The following is a 19,844-nucleotide window of genomic DNA, read 5'->3' as shown; positions in this document are numbered from 1 at the left end:
GAGTACCTGGCTACGAACCAGGCGGTCGGAGGTTCGAATCCTCCAGAGCGCGCCACATTATTAAAAAAAGCCTCGTTTATACGAGGCTTTTTTTATATCTGCTGTAATTTTGTTGCGATAATGTTAAATTTGCTCAGGGTTTAACTTGTTGTATTTAAAGTAATTATATAGTGCTTCTTTATTATTCTACCTTTCCCATATCAATTCTTAGCAAAGCCTCTTTTAAGTCACAGTTTAAATACCTAAAAATGACGTATTTGACAGATTTATGTGATCTGAACGGCGAATAATTAACCCTATGTGTGCGTTATCCGTAACAGAACCTTAAACAAAATTGACAAACTTTTACCAATCGAGATAATCCATGGGTCGGGATCACTATTCGCTGAAATCCTGTCATATGTCAGGATGACGAAGAAAGGAAGCAACATGACTAATATTGGAAGCCTGCTAGGAGATGCGGCGACTCTAATGATAACGGGGATGTCCGTTGTCTTTATTTTCCTAACTATTCTAGTTTACCTCGTTCGGTTGATGTCAAAACTGGTACCAGAAGAAGTACCAGAGCCGATCGCAGCACCTAAAAAAAATCAAAAATCACAATCAAACCCTTCAGCTGTTAGTCCACAAGTTGTGGCAGCAATTTCGGCCGCGGTTCATCAATACCGTGCGTCTACTGCTAAGTAGCATTTAAAGGATTAAAAAGGAGTTTATGAGCATGTCTAAACCACTAGCTATCACAGATGTGGTACTTCGTGACGCGCACCAGTCACTATTTGCTACTCGTATGCGTATCGAAGATATGCTGCCAATTGCGGCTGAGCTGGATAAAGTCGGTTACTGGTCACTTGAGACTTGGGGCGGCGCGACGTTTGATTCGTGTATCCGTTTTCTTGGCGAGGATCCATGGGAGCGTTTGCGTGAGCTGAAAAAAGCGATGCCAAACACACCAATGCAGATGCTACTGCGTGGTCAAAACCTATTGGGCTACCGTCACTACGCGGATGATGTAGTAGAAAAATTTGTTGAACGTGCCCATAAAAACGGCATGGACGTATTCCGTATCTTTGATGCGATGAATGACGTACGTAACTTTGAAAAAGCAGTGAAAGCAACGATCGACGTTGGTGGCCACGCTCAAGGTACGTTGTCTTATACAACCAGTCCGGTTCACAACTCAGATACTTGGGTTGATTTGGCTAAGCGTCTAGAAGACCTAGGTTGTCACTCACTATGTATCAAAGATATGTCAGGTTTATTGAAGCCCTATGAAGCGGAAGAGCTGATTACACGTATCAAAGCATCGTGTGACGTTCCTCTAGCGTTGCATAGCCACGCGACAACCGGTCTATCGACTGCAACAGCGGTTAAAGCCGTTGAGGCGGGTATCGATATTCTAGACACGGCTATCTCTTCAATGAGCTGTACTTACGGTCACACGCCAACCGAAACGGTTGTTGCGATGTTAGAAGGTACAGAGCGTGATACCAATCTTAAGCTTGATCAGATCGAACCCATCGCGGCTTACTTCCGTGATGTACGTAAAAAATACGCGAAATGGGAAGGTCAGCTAAAAGGTGTTGATTCACGTATCTTGATTGCTCAGGTTCCTGGCGGCATGTTAACCAACATGGAAGGCCAGCTTAAAGAACAGGGCGCAGCCGACCGTATGGACGAAGTGCTCGAAGAGATCCCTCGCGTACGTAAAGAGCTTGGGTACATTCCTTTGGTAACACCAACGTCTCAGATTGTCGGTACTCAAGCGGTTATTAACGTCTTAACAGGTGAACGCTATAAGAGCATCACGAAAGAAACTGCTGGTCTACTGAAAGGTGAATACGGTCAAGCTCCTGCTGAGGTTGATGTAGAACTGCAAACGAAAGTATTGGATGGCGCAGAGCCGATTACTTGTCGTCCTGCTGATTTACTTAAGTCTGAAATGGATACGTTAACGACGGATCTGTTAGAGAAAGCGAAATCAGAGGGCATTTCACTCGCTGAAGATACGGTTGATGATGTGCTTACTTACGCATTGTTTCCACAAGTTGGTCTTAAGTTCCTTAAGAATCGTCGTAACCCTGAAGCATTTGAACCTGCACCAATGCTAGAAACAGAGGCTCCAGTTGTAGCTGCTCCTGTACAAGCTTCTGGTGGCATTGAAAGCTACAGCGTGAAGGTGGATGGTCAAGTTTATGATGTTGAAGTTGGCCCACAAGGTGAACTTACATCAGTGGCGCCATCAGCAAAACATACTCAAGCGGCTCAGGCTGCACCAGTAGTAGCTTCTGACGCTGAAGCGGTTCCTGCTCCACTTGCGGGGAACATTTTTAAGGTCATCGTTCAGGCGGGGGCTGAGGTTGCTGAAGGTGATGTTCTGCTTATCCTAGAAGCAATGAAGATGGAAACGGAAGTTCGTGCTGCTCGTGGTGGTATCGTTCAAGAGTTGAATGTTAAAGAAGGCGATGCAGTTACTGTAGGCGCTCCACTACTAAGTTTAGCATAAGGGAGTAGCATGGAAGGATTGATGACCTTATGGTCGGAAACAGGGATTGCTAACTTTGAGTTTGGCCAAATCTGTATGATGCTGATTGGTTGCTTACTGTTGTTTTTGGCAATTCGTAAAGGATTTGAACCGTTACTTCTACTACCGATTGGTTTTGGTGCTGTATTAGCAAACATTCCAAATGCTGGGTTTACTGAGCCCGGCGGTTTGCTTTACTACGTTTACTACATTGGTATTGAGACCGGTATTTTCCCACTGCTGATCTTTATGGGTGTTGGTGCGATGACGGACTTCGGTGCGTTGATTGCGAACCCTAAAACGTTGTGGCTAGGGGCTGCGGCTCAGTTTGGTATCTTTGCAACGCTATTTGGCGCGATCTTGCTGAACTATGTTCCAGGAATGGAATTCTCAATGGCAGATGCTTCGTCAATTGCGATCATTGGTGGTGCCGATGGCCCAACCGCGATCTTCTTGGCGAGTAAGTTATCTCCTGACCTACTAGGTGCCATTGCAGTAGCGGCTTATAGCTACATGGCTTTGGTTCCTATCATTCAGCCACCAATCATGAAAGCGTTAACGTCTCCTGAAGAGCGCAAGATTAAGATGGCTCAACTTCGTCACGTTAGTAAAGTCGAGAAGATTCTTTTCCCACTTGCTGTACTACTGATGACGATTTTGTTCCTACCTTCAGCAACACCTCTCGTAGGTATGTTTTGCCTAGGTAACTTAATGCGTGAAGCGGGTGTGGTGGATCGCCTTTCAAAAACAGCTCAAAACGAACTGATTAACGTTGTGACTATTTTCCTTGGTCTCGGTGTTGGTTCTAAGCTTCAAGCGGATACGTTCTTGAACTTAGAGACGCTAGGTATTCTAGGTTTAGGTGCGGTGGCGTTCAGTATCGGTACGGCGGGTGGTGTATTGATGGCGAAGGTTCTAAATCGCTTCTCGAAAGAAGACATCAACCCATTAATTGGCGCAGCTGGTGTATCTGCGGTTCCGATGGCGGCTCGTGTTGTCAACAAGGTTGGACTTGAGGCAAACCCTCAGAACTTCTTGTTGATGCATGCAATGGGTCCGAACGTAGCAGGTGTGCTTGGTAGTGCGGTTGCGGCGGGTATTCTATTAGCTCTCGTGGGCTAGTGGTTTTGCTGAGTCATGTATCGTTACGTTAATTGGTCGTCAATTTACGAATGAGCGGTTAACTTAGCCTTATTAAATGGTTTATAGTCAAAGGGATGCTTTCGCATCCCTTTCTTTTTGTTAATGAGGGTGCATGCTCACTAGAGCTTTTATCAATCAAGGAAATGTGGAAATGGAAAATAAACAGATTGCGATAACTCAATTCGGCGGCGTCGAAAACCTTAGTATTCAAACCGGTGCGATTCCTGAGCCTAAGGCTGGAGAAGTGGTGGTTAAAGTTTCCTTTTCGGGCATTAATCCGATTGATGTCAAAACCCGAGCAGGTCTTGGTTGGGCTGCTGCACAAAACAAAGATAACCTTCCTTGGGTGCCTGGTTACGATATTTCAGGACAAATTATCACGCTAGGCGATCAGGCTAAACGTTTTACTGTTGGCGATAACGTGGCAGGCTTTATTGGTTTCCCACTGCAAGGTGGCGGCTACAGCCAATATGTATGTGTCCCAGAAGCGGCATTAAGCATGGTTCCTGACTCTGTTACCCTAGAAGCGGCAGCAGCATTACCACTTGCGAGCCAAACAGCAGCCCAAGCGCTCAATAAAGTCGAAGTGAAGGAAGGCGATCGCGTGCTTATCTTAGCGGGCGCGGGCGGCGTTGGTCACCTTGCTGTTCAAATTGCAGTGGCAGCAAAAGCTGAGGTTTACACGACCTGCAGCGAAGCTAACCTCGACTATCTTGCAACGCTAGGCGCTCATGCCATCAACTATAAATTTGCCCCAGCTTCAGAGCGAGTTTCTGATGTTGATGTACTGATTGATTTGGTCGGTGGCGATACAGCGCTTGACGCATTGAAGTGCCTGAAAGATGGTGCGAGAGTGGTCACTGTTCCTACTCTATCGGCAGAGTTGATCTGCGAGAAAGCGAAATTATTAGGTTTTACTGCATCAGGCATGTTGGTGGAGCCAAACCCTGAGCAAATGGACACCATGCTTTACATGGTCAGTGTCGGATTGCTTAAAACAGAGATTCAAGGTATCTACTCGTTAGACGAAGCGCAATCGGCTCATCTTCAGGTTGAAACCGGACATACAAGAGGCAAGGTACTACTTAAAATGCAAGAAGGTTGATATGCAGTGCTAGAGTTCTTTAATTCTCTTTTTGAAAACATAGCGCTGTGGTTCTCTGACTCGGCGCTTTGGGTACTCTTCATCAGTGGCTTCTTAAGTGCCACGTTACTGCCCGGCGGTTCAGAAGCCAGTCTTGTTGCGGCATTGAGTTTAGAGCAGTTCTCTGTCTCATCGATTATTCTAGTGGCGACACTCGGCAATACTTTTGGCGGTCTTACTAATTATTGGGTTGGTTTGTGGTTGCCTAATCGAACTCAATCTGAAAAACATGGTCATAAGGCTATGGCGTGGCTGAGCCGTTATGGTTACTGGACGCTGTTATTCAGTTGGTTACCCGTTATTGGTGACCCTTTGTGTCTGGCCGCGGGTTGGCTAAGAATGAAATTTATCCCTAGCGTTATTTTGATAGCGATTGGCAAAGCCGCTCGCTACAGTCTACTTACTGCTATCTACTTCGGTTTTTTCTAAGGAGAACCTATGAAAAAGGTTTTACTTGGTACATTTTCTCTTATCGCCATTGCCGGCTGTTCTTACAATGTACCTAGCTCAACATCTTTCTTTTCTTCATTGCCAGAAGGCGTCACTCTAGTCGAAGAAGTTAAGCCTTCTAAAGACAAAGTGGTGATTCCTTACACCAAGTATCAATTGGATAATGGCTTAACCGTTATTCTTTCTCCGGATGATTCTGATCCTCTTGTGCATGTGGATGTGACCTATCATGTGGGTTCTGCTCGTGAGCAGATTGGTAAGTCGGGCTTTGCTCACTTCTTTGAACACATGATGTTTCAAGGCTCTGAGAACGTCGGTGACCAGCAACACTTTAAGATCATTACCGAAGCGGGTGGTTCGTTAAACGGTACCACTAATCGTGACCGTACCAACTACTTTGAAACCGTTCCATCTAACCAACTTGAGAAAATGTTGTGGTTAGAATCAGACCGAATGGGTTTCTTATTGGATGCGGTTTCTCAGAAGAAATTTGAAGTTCAAAGAGGCACGGTTAAAAACGAACGTGCTCAAAGTTATGAAAACCGTCCTTATGGCTTGATGTGGGAGCGCATGGGTGAGGCGCTTTACCCTGAAGGTCACCCGTATTCATGGCAGCCAATTGGTTATGTGGAAGATCTCGATCGTGTTGATGTGAATGACCTTAAGGCGTTCTTCCTACGTTGGTATGGCCCAAATAATGCTGTGTTAACGATTGGTGGTGATATCGACGTTGATGACACGCTAGAGTGGGTTAACAAGTACTTTGGCCCTATCCCTCAAGGCCCAGAAGTTAGGGCTGCAGAGAAACAACCTGCCGTGCTAACAGAAGATAAGTACATCACCTTAGAAGATAATATTCGTCAGCCGATGGTACTGGTCGGTTGGCCAACAACGTATCGCGGTGAAGAGACACAAGCTTCCCTGAATGCACTGTCTAACGTGTTAGGTTCTGGCACCAACAGTTACCTGTATCAAAACTTGGTTAAAACACAGAAAGCAGTCAGCGCAGGATCTTTTCATGATTGTGCTGAATTAGCTTGTACCACGTATGTATATGCGATGGGCAACTCAGGTGAAAAAGGCGATTTGACGGTTCTTAATAAAGAATTGATGGATACCCTAGAGCAATTCTCGAAAGAGGGCGTTGAACAAGATCGTTTGGACCAGATCACCGGTATGGCAGAAGCGGATGCGGTTTTTGCATTGCAAAGTGTGAAAGGTAAGGTTTCACAACTCGCGTCTAATCAAACCTTCTATGGCCAGCCTGATCGTATTGAATCACAACTGGATCAAATCCGCGCGGTGACTCCCGATAGTGTAAGTAAAGCTTATCAAGACTTTATCGAGGGTAAACACAAGGTGACACTCAGTGTTGTACCTAAGAAGCGACTTGAGCTAGCGGTTCGCGAAGCTACATTCACCACTCCAACTCGCACGTTACCTGAATATGCCAAAGTCACTGAAGATCAGCTCGATTTCAGAAAAGCACCAAATACCTTTGATCGCAGCGTAATGCCAGAAGTAACCTTTGGTGTTAAAGCGACGATGCCTGAGTTGTACCGCATGCACTTTGCAAATGGCACGGACTTGATTGGTACTGTGACCAGTGAAACACCGACAGTACAGCTACAGATTCAACTTCCAGCTGGCGAGCGTTATGTTCGCAAAGGGCAAGAAGGCCTAGCAAACCTAACGGCTTCTATGATGGAGGAAGGCTCAACCAAACGAACCGTTGAAGAACTACAGGCAACATTAGATAAGCTTGGCAGCAGCGTTAGTATCAGTGCGGGCAGTTACACCACGGACATTTCAATCTCGACGCTAGAGAAAAACCTGCCTCAAACCTTAGCGATCGTACAAGAGATTCTGTTTGAGCCTAAGTTTGATGAACAAGACTTCGAACGTGTTAAGAAGCAGATGCTAGAAGGCGTTGTGTATCAGCATCAGCAGCCAAGCTGGATGGCTTCTCAAGCAACCCGTGAAGTGCTGTTTGGTGACACTGTTTTTGCTCGCGCAAGTGATGGTACTAAGGAATCTCTATCGAAATTGACCTTAGACGATGTGAAAAAATTCTATGCGCAACATTACACACCAGAAGGTGCCAATATTGTTGTTGTGGGAGACATCTCGAAGAAAGAGGTAGGGAAACAGCTACAATTCTTTGAACAGTGGCAAGGCGATGCAGCACCATTAACGCGCCCTCAGATTATCAAAGAACTTTCTGGTCAGCACCTGTACTTAGTTGATAAACCGGGTGCGCCGCAAAGCATTGTTCGCTTGGTTCGTAAGGGCCTGCCGTTTGATGCGACGGGTGAATTGTACTTGAGCCAACTGGCTAACTTTAACTTAGCCGGTAACTTCAATAGCCGTATCAACCAGAACCTACGTGAAGACAAAGCTTACACTTACGGTGCAAGCGGTTATTTCGCGAGTACTCGTGAAACTGGTGCGGTAGTTTTTAGCGCGCAGGTAAGAGCCAATGCGACAGTTCCATCGATTCAGGAGTTCACTAATGAACTGAATGAATTTAGTCAAAGTGGATTAACTGACGAAGAGGTGAAATTTATGCGCCTTGCTGTCGGTCAACAAGATGCACTTAAATATGAAACGCCAAGTCAAAAGGCTGGGTTATTGAGTAATATTGTCGCATTGAGCCTTGATGAAAATTACCTACAACAGCGTAATCAGATAGTTGAAACGGTTTCAAAAGAGACCTTAAACGAACTATCGAAGAAATGGTTTGACCCGAATGATTATCAAATAATAGTGGTTGGCGACGCGACTTCGCTTCGTCCTCAACTAGAAAAGTTAGATATTCCAATAGAAGAGCTTGAAATCATTCGTTAGAGTACACATTAAAGGGGGAGGGAAAAGACTCTATTTTTCTCCTCCAACCTAATTTATGATAGTTCTAATCAGAACGATATAAGATAAGTGAACTGAATTTTGACTGATTTTGCTGCGCGACTAAAGCAAGTTGCAACCAACCCTAAGACCTTTTCTCAATTTGGTCGTGGTGTTGAAAGGGAAACGTTACGCTACACGGAGGATGGGCACCTTGCTACTGGGCCGCACCCAAAAGCTTTGGGATCTGCGTTGATGAACGGATGGGTAACGACCGATTTTTCCGAGTCGTTACTGGAGTTTATTACACCTGTTTCTAACGACGTTCCGACGCTTTTGAATCAATTGTCTGATATCCACCATTTCACACAAACCAAGTTAGATGGCGAAAAGATGTGGCCGCTTTCTATGCCTTGCTACGTAGGCAGTGAAGATTATATTCAGCTCGCTCAATACGGCACCTCTAATAACGGCAAGATGAAGACGCTATATCGCGAAGGCTTAAAGCGTCGTTACGGTAGTCTGATGCAGATTATTTCCGGTGTTCACTTCAACTTCTCTTTCCCAGATAGTTTTTGGGATAGCTTGTTTGGAGAGCAAACAGAAGAAGTGCGTTGTAAATCTAAGTCCGATGCTTACTTTGGTTTGATTCGTAATTACTACCGTTTTGGTTGGTTAATCCCATATTTCTTCGGTGCTTCGCCTGCACTATGTCCTTCTTTCATCAAAGGGAGAGAGACAAAGCTACCTTTTGAAAAGATAGGCGAAACGCTGTACTTACCAAATGCAACAGCACTACGTCTGAGCGATCTTGGCTATACTAACAGTGCACAAAGTGTGCTGAAAATTGACTTTAATAGCCTAGAACAGTACTTAGACGGATTGAACCAAGCGATTCGGACACCATCGGAAGAGTTTGCCGAAATTGGTACTAAAGTTGATGGTGAATACCGTCAGTTGAATAGTAACGTTCTTCAAATCGAGAATGAGCTTTATGCGCCAATTCGTCCTAAGCGTGTCGCAAAAAGTGGTGAGAAGCCATCAGAAGCACTCGCGCGTGGCGGTGTCGAATATATTGAAGTTCGTTCTTTAGACGTAAACCCATTCAGTTCAATTGGTATTAATGAACAGCAGGTCCGCTTCCTCGACCTATTCTTAACGTGGAGCGTGTTAACGGATTCTGCGGAGATGGATAACTGTGAGTTGGAATGCTGGCGTGATAACTGGAACAAGGTGATATTAGAAGGTCGTCAAGTTGGCCTAGAGCTTCAAATTGGTTGTAATGGCGAGCGATTGTCTCTGCAAGATTGGGCGAAGCGAGTCTTCAAAGACCTACGTTCTATTGCAGAAATGATGGACGCTCAGCAAGGTGGTCGTGCATATCAAGAAACTTGTGATACGCTGGGATCTTGGATTGACAACCCTGAACTGACTATTTCGGGCCAGTTGCTAGAAGAGACCAAAAAACTGGGTGGCTTAGGTAAAGTAGGCTGCGCATTAGGAAATGCTTACGCTCAACAACATACAGCACACCAATATAAAGTGTATTCAGCTGAGTTGATGGAAGCCGAAGTTCGACGTTCAGTGATTGATCAACAGCAAAGTGAAGAAGCCAGCACTCAAGATTTTGATAGCTTCTTAGCGGATTACTTTTCGTATTTAAAAGCATAGCGAGACTTTGGTGGAAAGGAAGCAAGCCTTATTAGGTCAACCTATTCATGTAAGTGGTAAATGGTCACCGGTGGTGACTGTTGGTGTTGTCTCTAGTTTATTGGTTGGATGTGCAACACCGCCACCTAAGCAGCAAGGTAATCTGTGCAGTATTTTCAGAGAGCACTCTTCATGGTATGAAGGTGCATTGGATATGCAAAAAGAGTGGGGCACGCCGATTAACGTAGCGATGGCTTTTGTGAAACAAGAGAGTAGCTTTCGTCATGATGCACGCCCACCCAAAGATTACCTTCTTGGCTTTATCCCTTGGGGGCGGGTAAGCAGCGCCTACGGGTATGCGCAAGCGCAAGATCCTGCTTGGGAAGACTTTCAAAAAGCGACCAATAACGGTGGGTCAAGAACCAATTTCGATGATTCATTGATGTTCATTGGTTGGTATACCAGCGAGACTCGTCGTCAGCTTGGTATCTCGTTGTGGGACCCGTATAACCAATATCTGGCCTATCATGAAGGGCGTGGTGGTTATAAGCGTCAATCATACAAAAGCAAACCATCTTTGATTAAGGTGGCTCGCAAAGTCGAACAGCAAGCAAAAGATTATGGATGGCAACTGAAACAGTGCCGCAAAGAACTGGAAGACAATCGAAGTTGGTTTTTCTAAAGCCAACCGTCATGGAGAAGAGTAATGCCTTTATTAGATAGTTTCACTGTTGATCATACACGCATGAACGCACCAGCCGTTCGTGTCGCGAAAACAATGCAAACCCCAAAAGGGGATACCATCACTGTGTTTGACTTGCGTTTTACCGCGCCAAACAAAGATATCCTATCTGAGAAAGGTATCCACACGCTAGAGCACCTATACGCTGGATTCATGCGTAATCAATTGAACGGCTCAGATGTAGAGATCATCGATATCTCACCGATGGGTTGTCGCACTGGCTTCTACATGAGCCTGATTGGTACGCCTACAGAGCAACAAGTGGCAGACGGATGGTTGGCTGCAATGCAAGACGTACTGAAAGTTGAGAATCAAAATAAGATCCCTGAACTGAACGAATACCAATGTGGTACCGCGGCAATGCACTCTTTGGATGAAGCGAAAGAGATCGCTAACGCGATCATCGCTGCAGGTATTTCTGTAAACAAGAATGATGAACTGGCATTGCCAGAGTCTATGCTTCAAGAGCTTAAAATTGACTAAGCACTTCTTAGTCCACATTGAATCTTGATATCAAAAGGCCCGCTTCATTGAACCGGGCCTTTTGGGTTTTCGTAATATAGTGGTTTAAGTTATGACTCACTTACACCTATTATTACCCGTTAACGACTTGCGGGAATACGCGTACTAGTTTGATACGGTTTTCTTTTAGTTCAAGTATTTCCATGGGGTGACTGGCAACCTGAACACTAAGATGACTCTCAGGGATGTCCTCAAGATGTTCCAATATCAACCCATTAAGTGTTCTAGGGCCATTGGTTGGTAGTGCCCATTGCAGGCCTTTATTAATGTCTCGGATATTGGCACTGCCTTCAATTAAAAAACTGCCATCACTTTGTGGCGTGATCTCTTCAGATAGGCTTGGTGTCATTGAAGTCGTAAACTCACCCACGATCTCTTCAAGAATATCTTCTAGCGTAACCAAGCCGTTGATATCGCCATACTCATCGACAATTAAACCAATACGTTGTTTATTGCGCTGGAATTTAAGCAGTTGAATGTTGAGTGGCGTGGATTCTGGAATAAAGTAGATTTCGTCTGCCGCGCGCAAAAGTGTTTCTTTATTGAACTCGTTTTTTTCAAGCATCAAACGGTAAGCTTCTCGTAGCCTCAGCATACCAACCACTTCATCTATCTGATCACGGTATAGAACCACACGACCATGAGGAGAGTGAGTGAGTTGGCGGACGATAGACTTCCAATCGTCATTGATGTCGATGCCGGTGATTTCATTTCGAGGCACCATAAGGTCATTCACGGTGACGTGCTCTAAATCTAAGATAGAGACCAACATATCTTGGTGACGTTGAGGTATCAGGCCTCCTGCCTCATTTACCACAGTTCTGAGCTCTTCTGAGCTTAAGTGATCTGTCGCATCGTGACTGGTTGTGACCCCTAATATACGAATAAAGCCATTAGTAATGAAGTTAACCAAGATCACCAGTGGTGACATTACCTTCATTAGTATCATCAATAAAATGCTGCTGGCGTAGGAGACGCGTTCAGGAAATAGAGAGGCAATGGTTTTTGGTGTTACCTCGGAAAATACAAGGATCACCAGAGTTAGAGTACCAGTCGCGATAGCCACACCGATATCTCCGTAGATACGCATACCAAGGATAGTAGCAATCGCTGATGCTAGAATGTTGACGAGATTGTTGCCGATGAGAATGAGGCCAATCAATCTATCTGGACGGCTCAGAAGTTTTTCTACGCGTTTGGCACCTTTATGACCCGTATTGGCCAAGTGCTTTAAACGGTAGCGGTTCAGGGACATCATGCCCGTTTCTGAACCAGAGAAGTAACCAGAAATTACAATGAGACACGCGAGTAGCGCAAATAAGATACCCGTTGATATGTCGTCCAAAACTATTCTTTTCCTATTTGTGTATCTTGATTAATTTATGACCGAACATGGTCGAGATGTCAATTGAATATATCGTACTCAATATTTTAAAGGCAAGGGATGCGGTACCTTGCCTTTAATTTTGGGGATTAACTTAGGATGATTTCTTGAACGAAGCGACTACCAAAGTAGGCTAAAGTGAGCATGCCTGCGCCAGCTAATGCGAACCATGTGACTTTTTGTCCGCGCCAGCCTTTTTGATAGTGGCCCCATAGAAGGATGGAGTAGATAACCCAAGCAATAAACGACAATACGGCTTTGTGTGCCTTTCCTTGAGCAAACATATCTTGTACGAAGATAAGCCCAGTCAACAATGTACCTGTTAATAAGCCATTCCCGATAAGAATGATCTTGAAAAGCTGTCGTTCCACCATCATTAATGGAGGTAGGTTAGGGTTTATCACTAAGGCTTTTTTCTTTTTAAGTTTGTGATCTAGCCACGCAAGTTGCAGGGCGTATAGCGCACCGATAGTTAACGTTGCGTATGAGAATAGAGCCAAAGAGATGTGTACGAGCAGTTTTGGATCATGCTCTAAATGTTTGATGAATGTGCTTGGAAGGAAAGTTGCGGCCATCAAATTAAGCGCAGCGAAGCTATAAACGACTGGCAAGATAAACCACAGTCGGGTTTTGAGCATAGCACCACTCATCACCAGTGAGATGATTAAACTAATTAATGAAGCAACGTTCAAGATACTGAGGTTTTGACCACTGGCATTAAAGATTAAATCGCCAAGCAACCAAGCATGGAAAGCTAACGCAAGTAAGGCGCTGATAAACACCGTTTTTACACGGATTCCTGTTTGGTGCACGAGACCTGGAATGATCGTGGAAATCGCCATTGTATAAAGAAAGGCTGCTGCGATCGCAATAAGACTGTCCATGGTATCCATTTAAATGATTACTAATAGACGAATTATACCTCGCATCGCTCTTTGGGGCTATGGTGAACCTCACTCAATTCCAAGTGAACAATGTCTCACATCACAAGCGCGGATGATTAACGCTCTACAACGGGTATGACTCTAATCCACGCTAATGTATACTCACAGTAATAGTCGCAGGATTGAGCGAAGAGAAAACTATGTTTGATAATTTAACGGATCGTCTATCCAAAACGCTGAAAAATATCAGCGGTAAAGGTCGCCTGACCGAAGACAATATTAAAGAGACGCTGCGTGAAGTTCGTATGGCACTACTTGAAGCCGACGTTGCGCTGCCTGTTGTCCGCGATTTTGTTAAGCGCGTAAAAGAAGGTGCGGTAGGTGTTGAGGTTTCTAAATCTCTCACACCTGGGCAAGAATTCATTAAGATCGTTCAAGCTGAACTTGAAGCGGTAATGGGTGAGTCTAACGAGGCTCTGAACCTAGCAGCGCAACCGCCAGCCGTTATCTTAATGGCAGGTCTACAAGGTGCAGGTAAAACCACATCGGTAGGTAAGCTATCTAAGCTTCTAACCGAGCGCGACAAGAAAAAAGTCTTGGTCGTGTCTGCCGACGTTTACCGTCCAGCGGCGATCAAACAGCTTGAAACGTTAGCAAGCGATGTTGGTGTAGACTTCTTCCCGTCTTCATCTGATCAAAAACCTCTTGATATAGCCAACGCTGCAATCGATCACGCTAAGAAGAAGTTCTACGACGTGCTATTAGTCGATACCGCTGGTCGTTTGGCTATCGATGAAGAGATGATGGGCGAGATCAAAGAGCTTCATACTGCAATTAATCCAGTAGAGACGCTGTTCGTTGTTGATGCGATGACAGGTCAAGATGCTGCGAACACTGCAAAAGCTTTTGGTGATGCGCTGCCACTAACCGGTGTTGTCTTAACGAAAGTGGATGGTGATGCGCGTGGTGGTGCTGCACTGTCTGTACGTCATATCACTGGTAAACCGATTAAATTCTTAGGGGTTGGTGAAAAGACTGATGCACTAGAACCATTCCACCCAGATCGTGTAGCTTCTCGTATTCTTGGTATGGGTGACGTACTGTCTCTTATTGAAGATCTACAGAAAAACGTTGATACCGAGAAAGCAGAGAAACTGGCTAAGAAGTTCAAAGAGAAGAAAGGCTTTGACCTTGAAGACTTCCGTGAGCAGCTTGGTCAGATGCACAATATGGGTGGTATGATGGGCATGATGGATAAGCTTCCAGGCATGTCCCAACTACCGGACAACGTTAAAGATAAAGTTGATGACAAGATGTTCAAGCAGATGGAAGCGATCATCAACTCTATGACAATGAAAGAGCGTCAACGTCCTGACCTAATCAAAGGCTCACGCAAAAAGCGTATTGCTGCTGGTTCAGGTACACAGGTACAAGATGTAAACCGTATGCTTAAGCAATTCACCCAAATGCAGAAGATGATGAAGAAGATGCAGAAAGGTGGCATGAAAGGCATGATGCGCAACATGCAAGGTATGATGGGCGGCGGTGGTGGTATGGGCGGTGGCTTTAACCCATTCGGCCGATAATCTATAAATGTAACCTTTAGCTACGTTACTTTTCATAGTGTTAGCTGTGTCACGGAAAGTATATGGTGGCTATGTTGGTGAAAAAACAGCTAAAGCCCTTGCATTGCACCGGAATAAGAGTAAAATTCCGGGGCTTTAATTTGGCACGAGACCCCAAGCTATTACTTAGACTTGGGGTTAATTATTTTATTAAGAAAGCAAAGAGGACGACATGGTAACCATTCGTTTGGCACGTCACGGTGCAAAGAAGCGCCCATTTTATCAAATCGTAGTTGCGGATAGCCGTAACTCTGTAACTGGCCGTTTCATCGAGAAAGTAGGTTTCTTTAACCCTACTGCTCAAGGTCAAGAAGAAGGTCTACGTCTAGACCTAGATCGTGTTAACCACTGGGTTGGTCAAGGCGCATCTCTATCTGATCGTGTAGCTAAGCTAGTTAAAGACGCTCAAAAAGCGGCTTAATTCTTTTTTAAAGAGAAATAGCTTATGTCGATGAAGGATAAAGAAACTATGAGCGAGCAAAACAATAGAATTGTCATGGGTAAACTTGGGTCTACCTATGGTATTCGTGGCTGGCTTAAAGTGTTCTCCTACACAGACAATGCTGAAAGCATATTTGATTACACCCCTTGGTATTTAAACCAAAAGGGCAAGTGGGTTGAGTACAAAGTTGAGAGCTGGAAACGTCATGGCCAAGGTTATGTATGTAAGCTAGCGGGATTAGATGTTCGTGAAGACGCGCAACTGATGACTAACTTTGAAATTGCTATTGACCCTGCTTCGTTACCTGAATTGTCAGAAGATGAATTCTACTGGCGTGAATTGTTTGGTATGCAAGTTTTTACTACTAAAGGTTACGACCTTGGTAAGGTCACAGACCTATTAGAGACTGGCTCGAACGATGTTCTCGTAATCAAAGCAAATCTTAAAGATGCTTTTGGTCAAAAGGAACGGTTAGTACCGTACCTTGAAGAGCAAGTGGTCAAGAAAGTTGATCGCGAAGCTCGACGGATCGAAGTTGACTGGGATCCTGGATTCTAATTCCAAATTACAGAGCGAGAGAACACATGTGGGTTGGCGTAATAAGCCTGTTTCCTGAAATGTTCCGTTCTGTTACTGATTTTGGAGTAACAGGTCAAGCGGTTAAAAAAGGTCTTTTATCTATTGAGACATGGAATCCTCGTGATTTCACTCATGATAAACATCGCACTGTTGATGACAGACCTTACGGTGGTGGTCCTGGCATGTTAATGATGGTTCAGCCTTTGCGCGATACTATCCAAACTGCCAAGCAAGCATCACCGGGAAAGACGAAGGTTATCTATCTTTCACCTCAAGGTCGTAAACTCGACCAAAAAGGTGTTGAAGAGTTGGCAACAAACGAGAACATACTTCTTATTTGTGGTCGCTACGAAGGGGTAGATGAGCGCATCATTCAATCAGAAGTCGACGAAGAATGGTCGATTGGTGATTTTGTGATGACGGGTGGCGAATTGCCAGCCATGACGCTGATTGATTCAGTCTCTCGGTTTATTCCGGGTGTACTTGGAGATTTCGCTTCAGCAGAAGAAGATTCTTTTGCAAATGGTTTGCTAGATTGCCCCCATTATACGCGCCCTGAGGTGCTAGATGATAAAGATGTGCCATCGGTACTCAAGTCTGGAAACCATAAGGACATTCGTCGCTGGCGATTGAAACAATCGTTGGGCCGAACTTGGCTAAGAAGACCAGAACTCCTGGAAAACCTAGCTCTGACTGACGAACAGGAACAATTACTGGCTGAATTCATTAAAGAGCAACGCTCTTAACGAAAAGCAAGCAGTAACCTATTAAATTTAGTATCAGTTTATTCTAGGAATTTATACAAATGAGCAACATCATCAAGGCTCTTGAAGAAGAGCAACTAAAATCAGACCTTCCTAAATTCGCACCAGGTGACACTGTTGTAGTTCAGGTTAAGGTAAAAGAAGGTGACCGTGAGCGTCTACAGGCTTTCGAAGGCGTTGTAATCGCTATTCGTAACCGTGGTCTACACTCTGCATTCACAGTTCGTAAGATCTCGAACGGTGAAGGCGTAGAACGTGCGTTCCAAACTCACTCTCCAATCGTTGATAGCATCGAAGTTAAACGCCGTGGTGCAGTACGTCGTGCCAAGTTGTACTACCTACGTGAGCGTTCTGGTAAGTCAGCTCGTATTAAAGAGAAGCTTACTAAAAAGTAATTCTTTTTGCATTCTATCGATAAAAGCGGAGCCATTTGGCTCCGCTTTTTTGTGTCTGTAATTTAGAGCTGAGCAGGCAAGAGAGTCTCAATTCGCTCGTTCCTCGCTCTTGAGGAAATAAGGAATCACCGGCAATAAAAAAGGATTGACGTTAAACGCCAACCCTTCAAAATTTACTCGCTAGGCTTAGTGGCTTAGTGGCTTAGTGGCTTAGTGGCTTAGTGTGGATCTTCCGACCAACCATCGCTATCCGACATGTCTGGTGCGCCAGCGATGCTGTTCTCTTCATCTGCCCATTCACCAAAATCAATCATCTGACATTGCTTACTGCAAAACGGGCGATGTGGGCTTTGTTCACCCCATTCAACGTCAGTATTACATTGAGGGCATTTAACGATGGTGATTTTCTTCGACATAGTGATTCTTAATTTGAGGGGGAATAATAGTGAGTTTAGGCTCGAGTGAGCACTCAAGCTAAACGATAAAAGGAAATTAATTAGGTGCAAATAGCCAATTCAAATTCGATATCTTGAGTACAGGCTTGTCCTGTTTCAAAGCTCATGAATTTAACGGCAAAACGGTTTTTATGACCCGAGATCATCGGGTAAGCGCCGTATTGCATCGGAATCGAAAGACGCAGGATATTTGCTTCATCAGCATCGCTCTGGAAGAAGCCAGCACGAGCAATTTGCTCTTTAAAGTGGCCAGTTTCTCTGGTTAGCTTTAACCATAGCGTTAGCGCTTCGTACAAAGGTTGTAGGCTATCCATCCACATTTTGGCATCTCTCATTCTTTTGTCGAGAGGAAGGTGTAGCCAGTAATGCAGTGCGGGTAAATCAAAGCAGCATGAGCCACCTGGTAGGTTAAAACGTTGGCGAATAGCACTCAGGAAGCGGTCTTCTTTTAGGGATTGCCCAAAACGCTCTGCTTGCATCAGTTCACGATAGATGTTGCCAATGTCTTTGAGTAATGACGTTAGCATCTCTTGATCGACACCTTCAACGTTTAACCAGCTTTTATAGGTCAAACGCTGCTTCTCAATATCTTTTGCTAGTTCGCTCTTAAGCTGAATCTGTTCGAAAATTTCAATCAGGTCAAAGATAGAACGGAAAAAGAGTTGATACTGTTGAGCATCGGAAAATGTAGAAGACAAGTGTAGTTGTCTCAAGAGCGATTCAACTCTTAAGTAAATTCGTGTTTTCTCATTCAGAGGATGTTCAAATTTGTGGGTGATCATCAAGCAAGCCTTCATTCAACATAGTTCTATTCTGACCCATCTACTGTACTGATTGCCAGATACTTTTGATGTAAATCTGTGATTTGAGGCAAAAGTTCTTGGTTTTTAGTATGGTTCTCAATCACATCATCGGCAATGGCTAAACGTTGTTCTCTTGAAGCCTGTGATTTTAAAATTGATACAACTTGTTCCCTAGAAACATTATCACGATTCATCGTACGCTCTATTTGCACTTCGGAAGGCACATCAACGATCAATACGCGGTCGGCCATACCTTGCATTTGGTTTTCAACCAATAGAGGAGCTACTAATAAAGCATAAGGAGAGGTGACTTTAGACAGGTCACTGTCAATTTTGTTGCGGATCATCGGATGAAGAAGATCATTGAGCCATTGCTTTTCTTTTGCATCAGAGAAGATCTGCTCACGTAGTTTACTTCGGTTTAGCGTCCCATCTTCAAGTAAAATCGCTTCACCAAAATGGTCAGTAATCTGTTGTAGGCCTTTGCTGCCTGGTGCCACGACTTCACGAGCCACTATATCAGCATCGACAATATCAATATTAAAGTGTTTATTGAAAAGGTTAGCTACCGTGGTTTTACCACTGGCGATACCACCACTTAATCCGATAATGGTTGCCATGATCAAATTCCTAATACAGACGTGAAATACCAATCCATGATGTCGTTACCCCACATCAAGCTTACCCAACCAGCAATGGCGAGATAAGGTCCAAATGGGAAAGCTTTATCTATCCCTTGTTGTTTTAACCTCAGTTGAATCAATCCAAAAATAAGGCCGACGAGTGATGATAAAAGAATGATCATTGGTAGGTGCTGCCACCCAAGCCATGCCCCAAGTGCTGCTAATAATTTAAAGTCACCATAGCCCATTCCTTCTTTACCCGTGAGTAGTTTGAAAAGCCAATAGACAGACCATAAGGCTAAGTAACCAGCCATCGCACCAACTACTGAGGCTTGAAGCGATACAGGGCTGATATTAAACAGAGCTAATGCAATACCAGACCAAACCAAAGGTAAGGTGATTTGATCAGGCAGCAGCATGGTGTCGAGATCAATAAAGGTCGCCGTAATCAATGCGAAGGTGAAAAAGATCAGCGCAATAGCGTAGAAACTAAAACCAAAGTGGCTCGCCACCACGGTACAAAGTGTTGCAGTAAGTAATTCTACCAAAGGGTAGCGAGCACTGATTGGATTCGCACAACTGTGGCACTTGCCCTTTAAGAACAACCAGCTCAAAACGGGGATATTGTCGATGACTCTTAATTGGGTGTCGCATTTCGGGCAAGTCGAACGTGGAGTGCTAAGATTAAATTCCCCTTCAGGTGCTGGAATTTTATATTGAGAAAAATATTCGGAGCACTCTTGTTGCCACTCACGTTCCATCATAATCGGTAATCGATGAATTACAACGTTGAGAAAGCTGCCGATAAGAAGGCTAAAAATGAAAGCTAATACAGGGAATAGCCAAGGATAGTATTGAAGTACTTCCATAGTGT

The 19,844-nt window shown here is 44.4% G+C and carries 20 protein-coding genes; 14 read left to right on the top strand and 6 right to left on the bottom strand.

Annotated elements, in window-relative coordinates:
- The first annotated feature begins 429 nt into the window (after positions 1-429).
- From ACED48_RS04680 to luxS, 9 genes are all read left to right on the top strand, one after another.
- Positions 430-687, top strand: a complete 258-nt coding sequence (locus ACED48_RS04680) for an oxaloacetate decarboxylase subunit gamma (protein WP_017056589.1) — start codon at positions 430-432, stop codon at positions 685-687.
- Positions 688-718: 31 nt separating this feature from the next.
- The gene (oadA, locus tag ACED48_RS04675; RefSeq protein ID WP_017056590.1) at positions 719-2,503 is read left to right on the top strand and encodes a sodium-extruding oxaloacetate decarboxylase subunit alpha; all 1,785 of its coding nucleotides are present in this window, start codon (positions 719-721) and stop codon (positions 2,501-2,503) included.
- A 9-nt stretch (positions 2,504-2,512) separates the two neighbouring features.
- A complete protein-coding gene (locus ACED48_RS04670) occupies positions 2,513-3,643 on the top strand; it encodes a sodium ion-translocating decarboxylase subunit beta (protein ID WP_029627012.1) in 1,131 nt (376 codons plus the stop codon).
- A 172-nt stretch (positions 3,644-3,815) separates the two neighbouring features.
- On the top strand, positions 3,816-4,769 hold the full coding sequence (locus ACED48_RS04665; protein ID WP_017056592.1) for an NADP-dependent oxidoreductase: 954 nt from the start codon (positions 3,816-3,818) through the stop codon (positions 4,767-4,769).
- A gap of 6 nt (positions 4,770-4,775) precedes the next feature.
- Entirely contained in the window at positions 4,776-5,237 is a 462-nt protein-coding gene (locus ACED48_RS04660) for a YqaA family protein (protein ID WP_017056593.1), read from the top strand.
- A 9-nt stretch (positions 5,238-5,246) separates the two neighbouring features.
- Entirely contained in the window at positions 5,247-8,105 is a 2,859-nt protein-coding gene (locus tag ACED48_RS04655; RefSeq protein WP_017056594.1) for a pitrilysin family protein, read from the top strand.
- Positions 8,106-8,204: 99 nt separating this feature from the next.
- Positions 8,205-9,773, top strand: coding sequence for a glutamate--cysteine ligase (gshA, locus tag ACED48_RS04650; RefSeq protein WP_017056595.1), 1,569 nt, complete (start codon positions 8,205-8,207; stop codon positions 9,771-9,773).
- A 10-nt stretch (positions 9,774-9,783) separates the two neighbouring features.
- Positions 9,784-10,434, top strand: coding sequence for a hypothetical protein (locus ACED48_RS04645; protein ID WP_017056596.1), 651 nt, complete (start codon positions 9,784-9,786; stop codon positions 10,432-10,434).
- A gap of 24 nt (positions 10,435-10,458) precedes the next feature.
- Positions 10,459-10,977 carry an S-ribosylhomocysteine lyase gene (gene luxS / locus ACED48_RS04640; RefSeq protein ID WP_017056597.1) on the top strand — a complete coding sequence of 173 codons (519 nt, stop codon included), beginning with the start codon at positions 10,459-10,461 and terminating at the stop codon, positions 10,975-10,977.
- A 112-nt stretch (positions 10,978-11,089) separates the two neighbouring features.
- Here luxS and ACED48_RS04635 read toward each other — a convergent pair whose 3' ends face one another.
- Both ACED48_RS04635 and ACED48_RS04630 read right to left on the bottom strand, forming a co-directional pair.
- Positions 11,090-12,361, bottom strand: coding sequence for an HlyC/CorC family transporter (locus ACED48_RS04635; protein WP_017056598.1), 1,272 nt, complete (start codon positions 12,359-12,361; stop codon positions 11,090-11,092).
- Between the two features lie 128 nt (positions 12,362-12,489).
- Positions 12,490-13,284: an inner membrane protein YpjD gene (locus ACED48_RS04630; RefSeq protein WP_017056599.1), complete on the bottom strand. Its 795-nt coding sequence runs from the start codon at positions 13,282-13,284 to the stop codon at positions 12,490-12,492.
- Between the two features lie 200 nt (positions 13,285-13,484).
- Between ACED48_RS04630 and ffh the strand changes: the two genes are divergently transcribed.
- The 5 genes from ffh to rplS all read left to right on the top strand — a co-directional run bounded on the left by ffh (position 13,485) and on the right by rplS (position 17,089).
- Positions 13,485-14,870 carry a signal recognition particle protein gene (gene ffh / locus ACED48_RS04625; protein ID WP_102507341.1) on the top strand — a complete coding sequence of 462 codons (1,386 nt, stop codon included), beginning with the start codon at positions 13,485-13,487 and terminating at the stop codon, positions 14,868-14,870.
- Positions 14,871-15,081: 211 nt separating this feature from the next.
- The gene (rpsP, locus tag ACED48_RS04620; protein WP_004735508.1) at positions 15,082-15,330 is read left to right on the top strand and encodes a 30S ribosomal protein S16; all 249 of its coding nucleotides are present in this window, start codon (positions 15,082-15,084) and stop codon (positions 15,328-15,330) included.
- Between the two features lie 24 nt (positions 15,331-15,354).
- Positions 15,355-15,909 carry a ribosome maturation factor RimM gene (gene rimM / locus ACED48_RS04615; RefSeq protein ID WP_017056602.1) on the top strand — a complete coding sequence of 185 codons (555 nt, stop codon included), beginning with the start codon at positions 15,355-15,357 and terminating at the stop codon, positions 15,907-15,909.
- Positions 15,910-15,935: 26 nt separating this feature from the next.
- Positions 15,936-16,676: a tRNA (guanosine(37)-N1)-methyltransferase TrmD gene (gene trmD / locus ACED48_RS04610; protein WP_017056603.1), complete on the top strand. Its 741-nt coding sequence runs from the start codon at positions 15,936-15,938 to the stop codon at positions 16,674-16,676.
- 59 nt (positions 16,677-16,735) lie between these two features.
- Positions 16,736-17,089, top strand: a complete 354-nt coding sequence (gene rplS / locus ACED48_RS04605; protein ID WP_017056604.1) for a 50S ribosomal protein L19 — start codon at positions 16,736-16,738, stop codon at positions 17,087-17,089.
- A 218-nt stretch (positions 17,090-17,307) separates the two neighbouring features.
- Here the strand turns inward: rplS and yacG are convergent, their stop codons facing one another.
- The 4 genes from yacG to ACED48_RS04585 form a co-directional block, all read right to left on the bottom strand.
- Positions 17,308-17,505 carry a DNA gyrase inhibitor YacG gene (yacG, locus tag ACED48_RS04600; protein ID WP_017056605.1) on the bottom strand — a complete coding sequence of 66 codons (198 nt, stop codon included), beginning with the start codon at positions 17,503-17,505 and terminating at the stop codon, positions 17,308-17,310.
- Between the two features lie 80 nt (positions 17,506-17,585).
- Complete coding sequence (gene zapD / locus ACED48_RS04595; protein WP_029627015.1) at positions 17,586-18,326, bottom strand: cell division protein ZapD; 741 nt, start codon at positions 18,324-18,326, stop codon at positions 17,586-17,588.
- 26 nt (positions 18,327-18,352) lie between these two features.
- Positions 18,353-18,967 carry a dephospho-CoA kinase gene (gene coaE / locus ACED48_RS04590; protein ID WP_017056607.1) on the bottom strand — a complete coding sequence of 205 codons (615 nt, stop codon included), beginning with the start codon at positions 18,965-18,967 and terminating at the stop codon, positions 18,353-18,355.
- A gap of 2 nt (positions 18,968-18,969) precedes the next feature.
- On the bottom strand, positions 18,970-19,839 hold the full coding sequence (locus ACED48_RS04585) for an A24 family peptidase (RefSeq protein ID WP_017056608.1): 870 nt from the start codon (positions 19,837-19,839) through the stop codon (positions 18,970-18,972).
- Between the last annotated feature and the right edge of the window lie 5 nt (positions 19,840-19,844).

Source organism: Vibrio sp. 5S239, from assembly GCF_041439575.1.
Classification (GTDB): Bacteria; Pseudomonadota; Gammaproteobacteria; order Enterobacterales; family Vibrionaceae; genus Vibrio; species Vibrio kanaloae.
This window is presented reverse-complemented; position numbering and strand designations above follow the sequence as displayed.

Bases quoted from the DNA above. Each gene is read 5' to 3' on its own strand.
- ACED48_RS04680 (WP_017056589.1), top strand. From the start codon at position 430: ATGACTAATATTGGAAGCCTGCTAGGAGATGCGGCGACTCTAATGATA.
- oadA (WP_017056590.1), top strand. From the start codon at position 719: ATGTCTAAACCACTAGCTATCACAGATGTGGTACTTCGTGACGCGCAC.
- ACED48_RS04670 (WP_029627012.1), top strand. From the start codon at position 2,513: ATGGAAGGATTGATGACCTTATGGTCGGAAACAGGGATTGCTAACTTT.
- ACED48_RS04665 (WP_017056592.1), top strand. From the start codon at position 3,816: ATGGAAAATAAACAGATTGCGATAACTCAATTCGGCGGCGTCGAAAAC.
- ACED48_RS04655 (WP_017056594.1), top strand. From the start codon at position 5,247: ATGAAAAAGGTTTTACTTGGTACATTTTCTCTTATCGCCATTGCCGGC.
- luxS (WP_017056597.1), top strand. From the start codon at position 10,459: ATGCCTTTATTAGATAGTTTCACTGTTGATCATACACGCATGAACGCA.
- ACED48_RS04630 (WP_017056599.1), bottom strand. From the start codon at position 13,284: ATGGACAGTCTTATTGCGATCGCAGCAGCCTTTCTTTATACAATGGCG.
- ffh (WP_102507341.1), top strand. From the start codon at position 13,485: ATGTTTGATAATTTAACGGATCGTCTATCCAAAACGCTGAAAAATATC.
- rpsP (WP_004735508.1), top strand. From the start codon at position 15,082: ATGGTAACCATTCGTTTGGCACGTCACGGTGCAAAGAAGCGCCCATTT.
- rimM (WP_017056602.1), top strand. From the start codon at position 15,355: ATGTCGATGAAGGATAAAGAAACTATGAGCGAGCAAAACAATAGAATT.
- trmD (WP_017056603.1), top strand. From the start codon at position 15,936: ATGTGGGTTGGCGTAATAAGCCTGTTTCCTGAAATGTTCCGTTCTGTT.
- rplS (WP_017056604.1), top strand. From the start codon at position 16,736: ATGAGCAACATCATCAAGGCTCTTGAAGAAGAGCAACTAAAATCAGAC.
- yacG (WP_017056605.1), bottom strand. From the start codon at position 17,505: ATGTCGAAGAAAATCACCATCGTTAAATGCCCTCAATGTAATACTGAC.
- zapD (WP_029627015.1), bottom strand. From the start codon at position 18,326: ATGATCACCCACAAATTTGAACATCCTCTGAATGAGAAAACACGAATT.
- coaE (WP_017056607.1), bottom strand. From the start codon at position 18,967: ATGGCAACCATTATCGGATTAAGTGGTGGTATCGCCAGTGGTAAAACC.
- ACED48_RS04585 (WP_017056608.1), bottom strand. From the start codon at position 19,839: ATGGAAGTACTTCAATACTATCCTTGGCTATTCCCTGTATTAGCTTTC.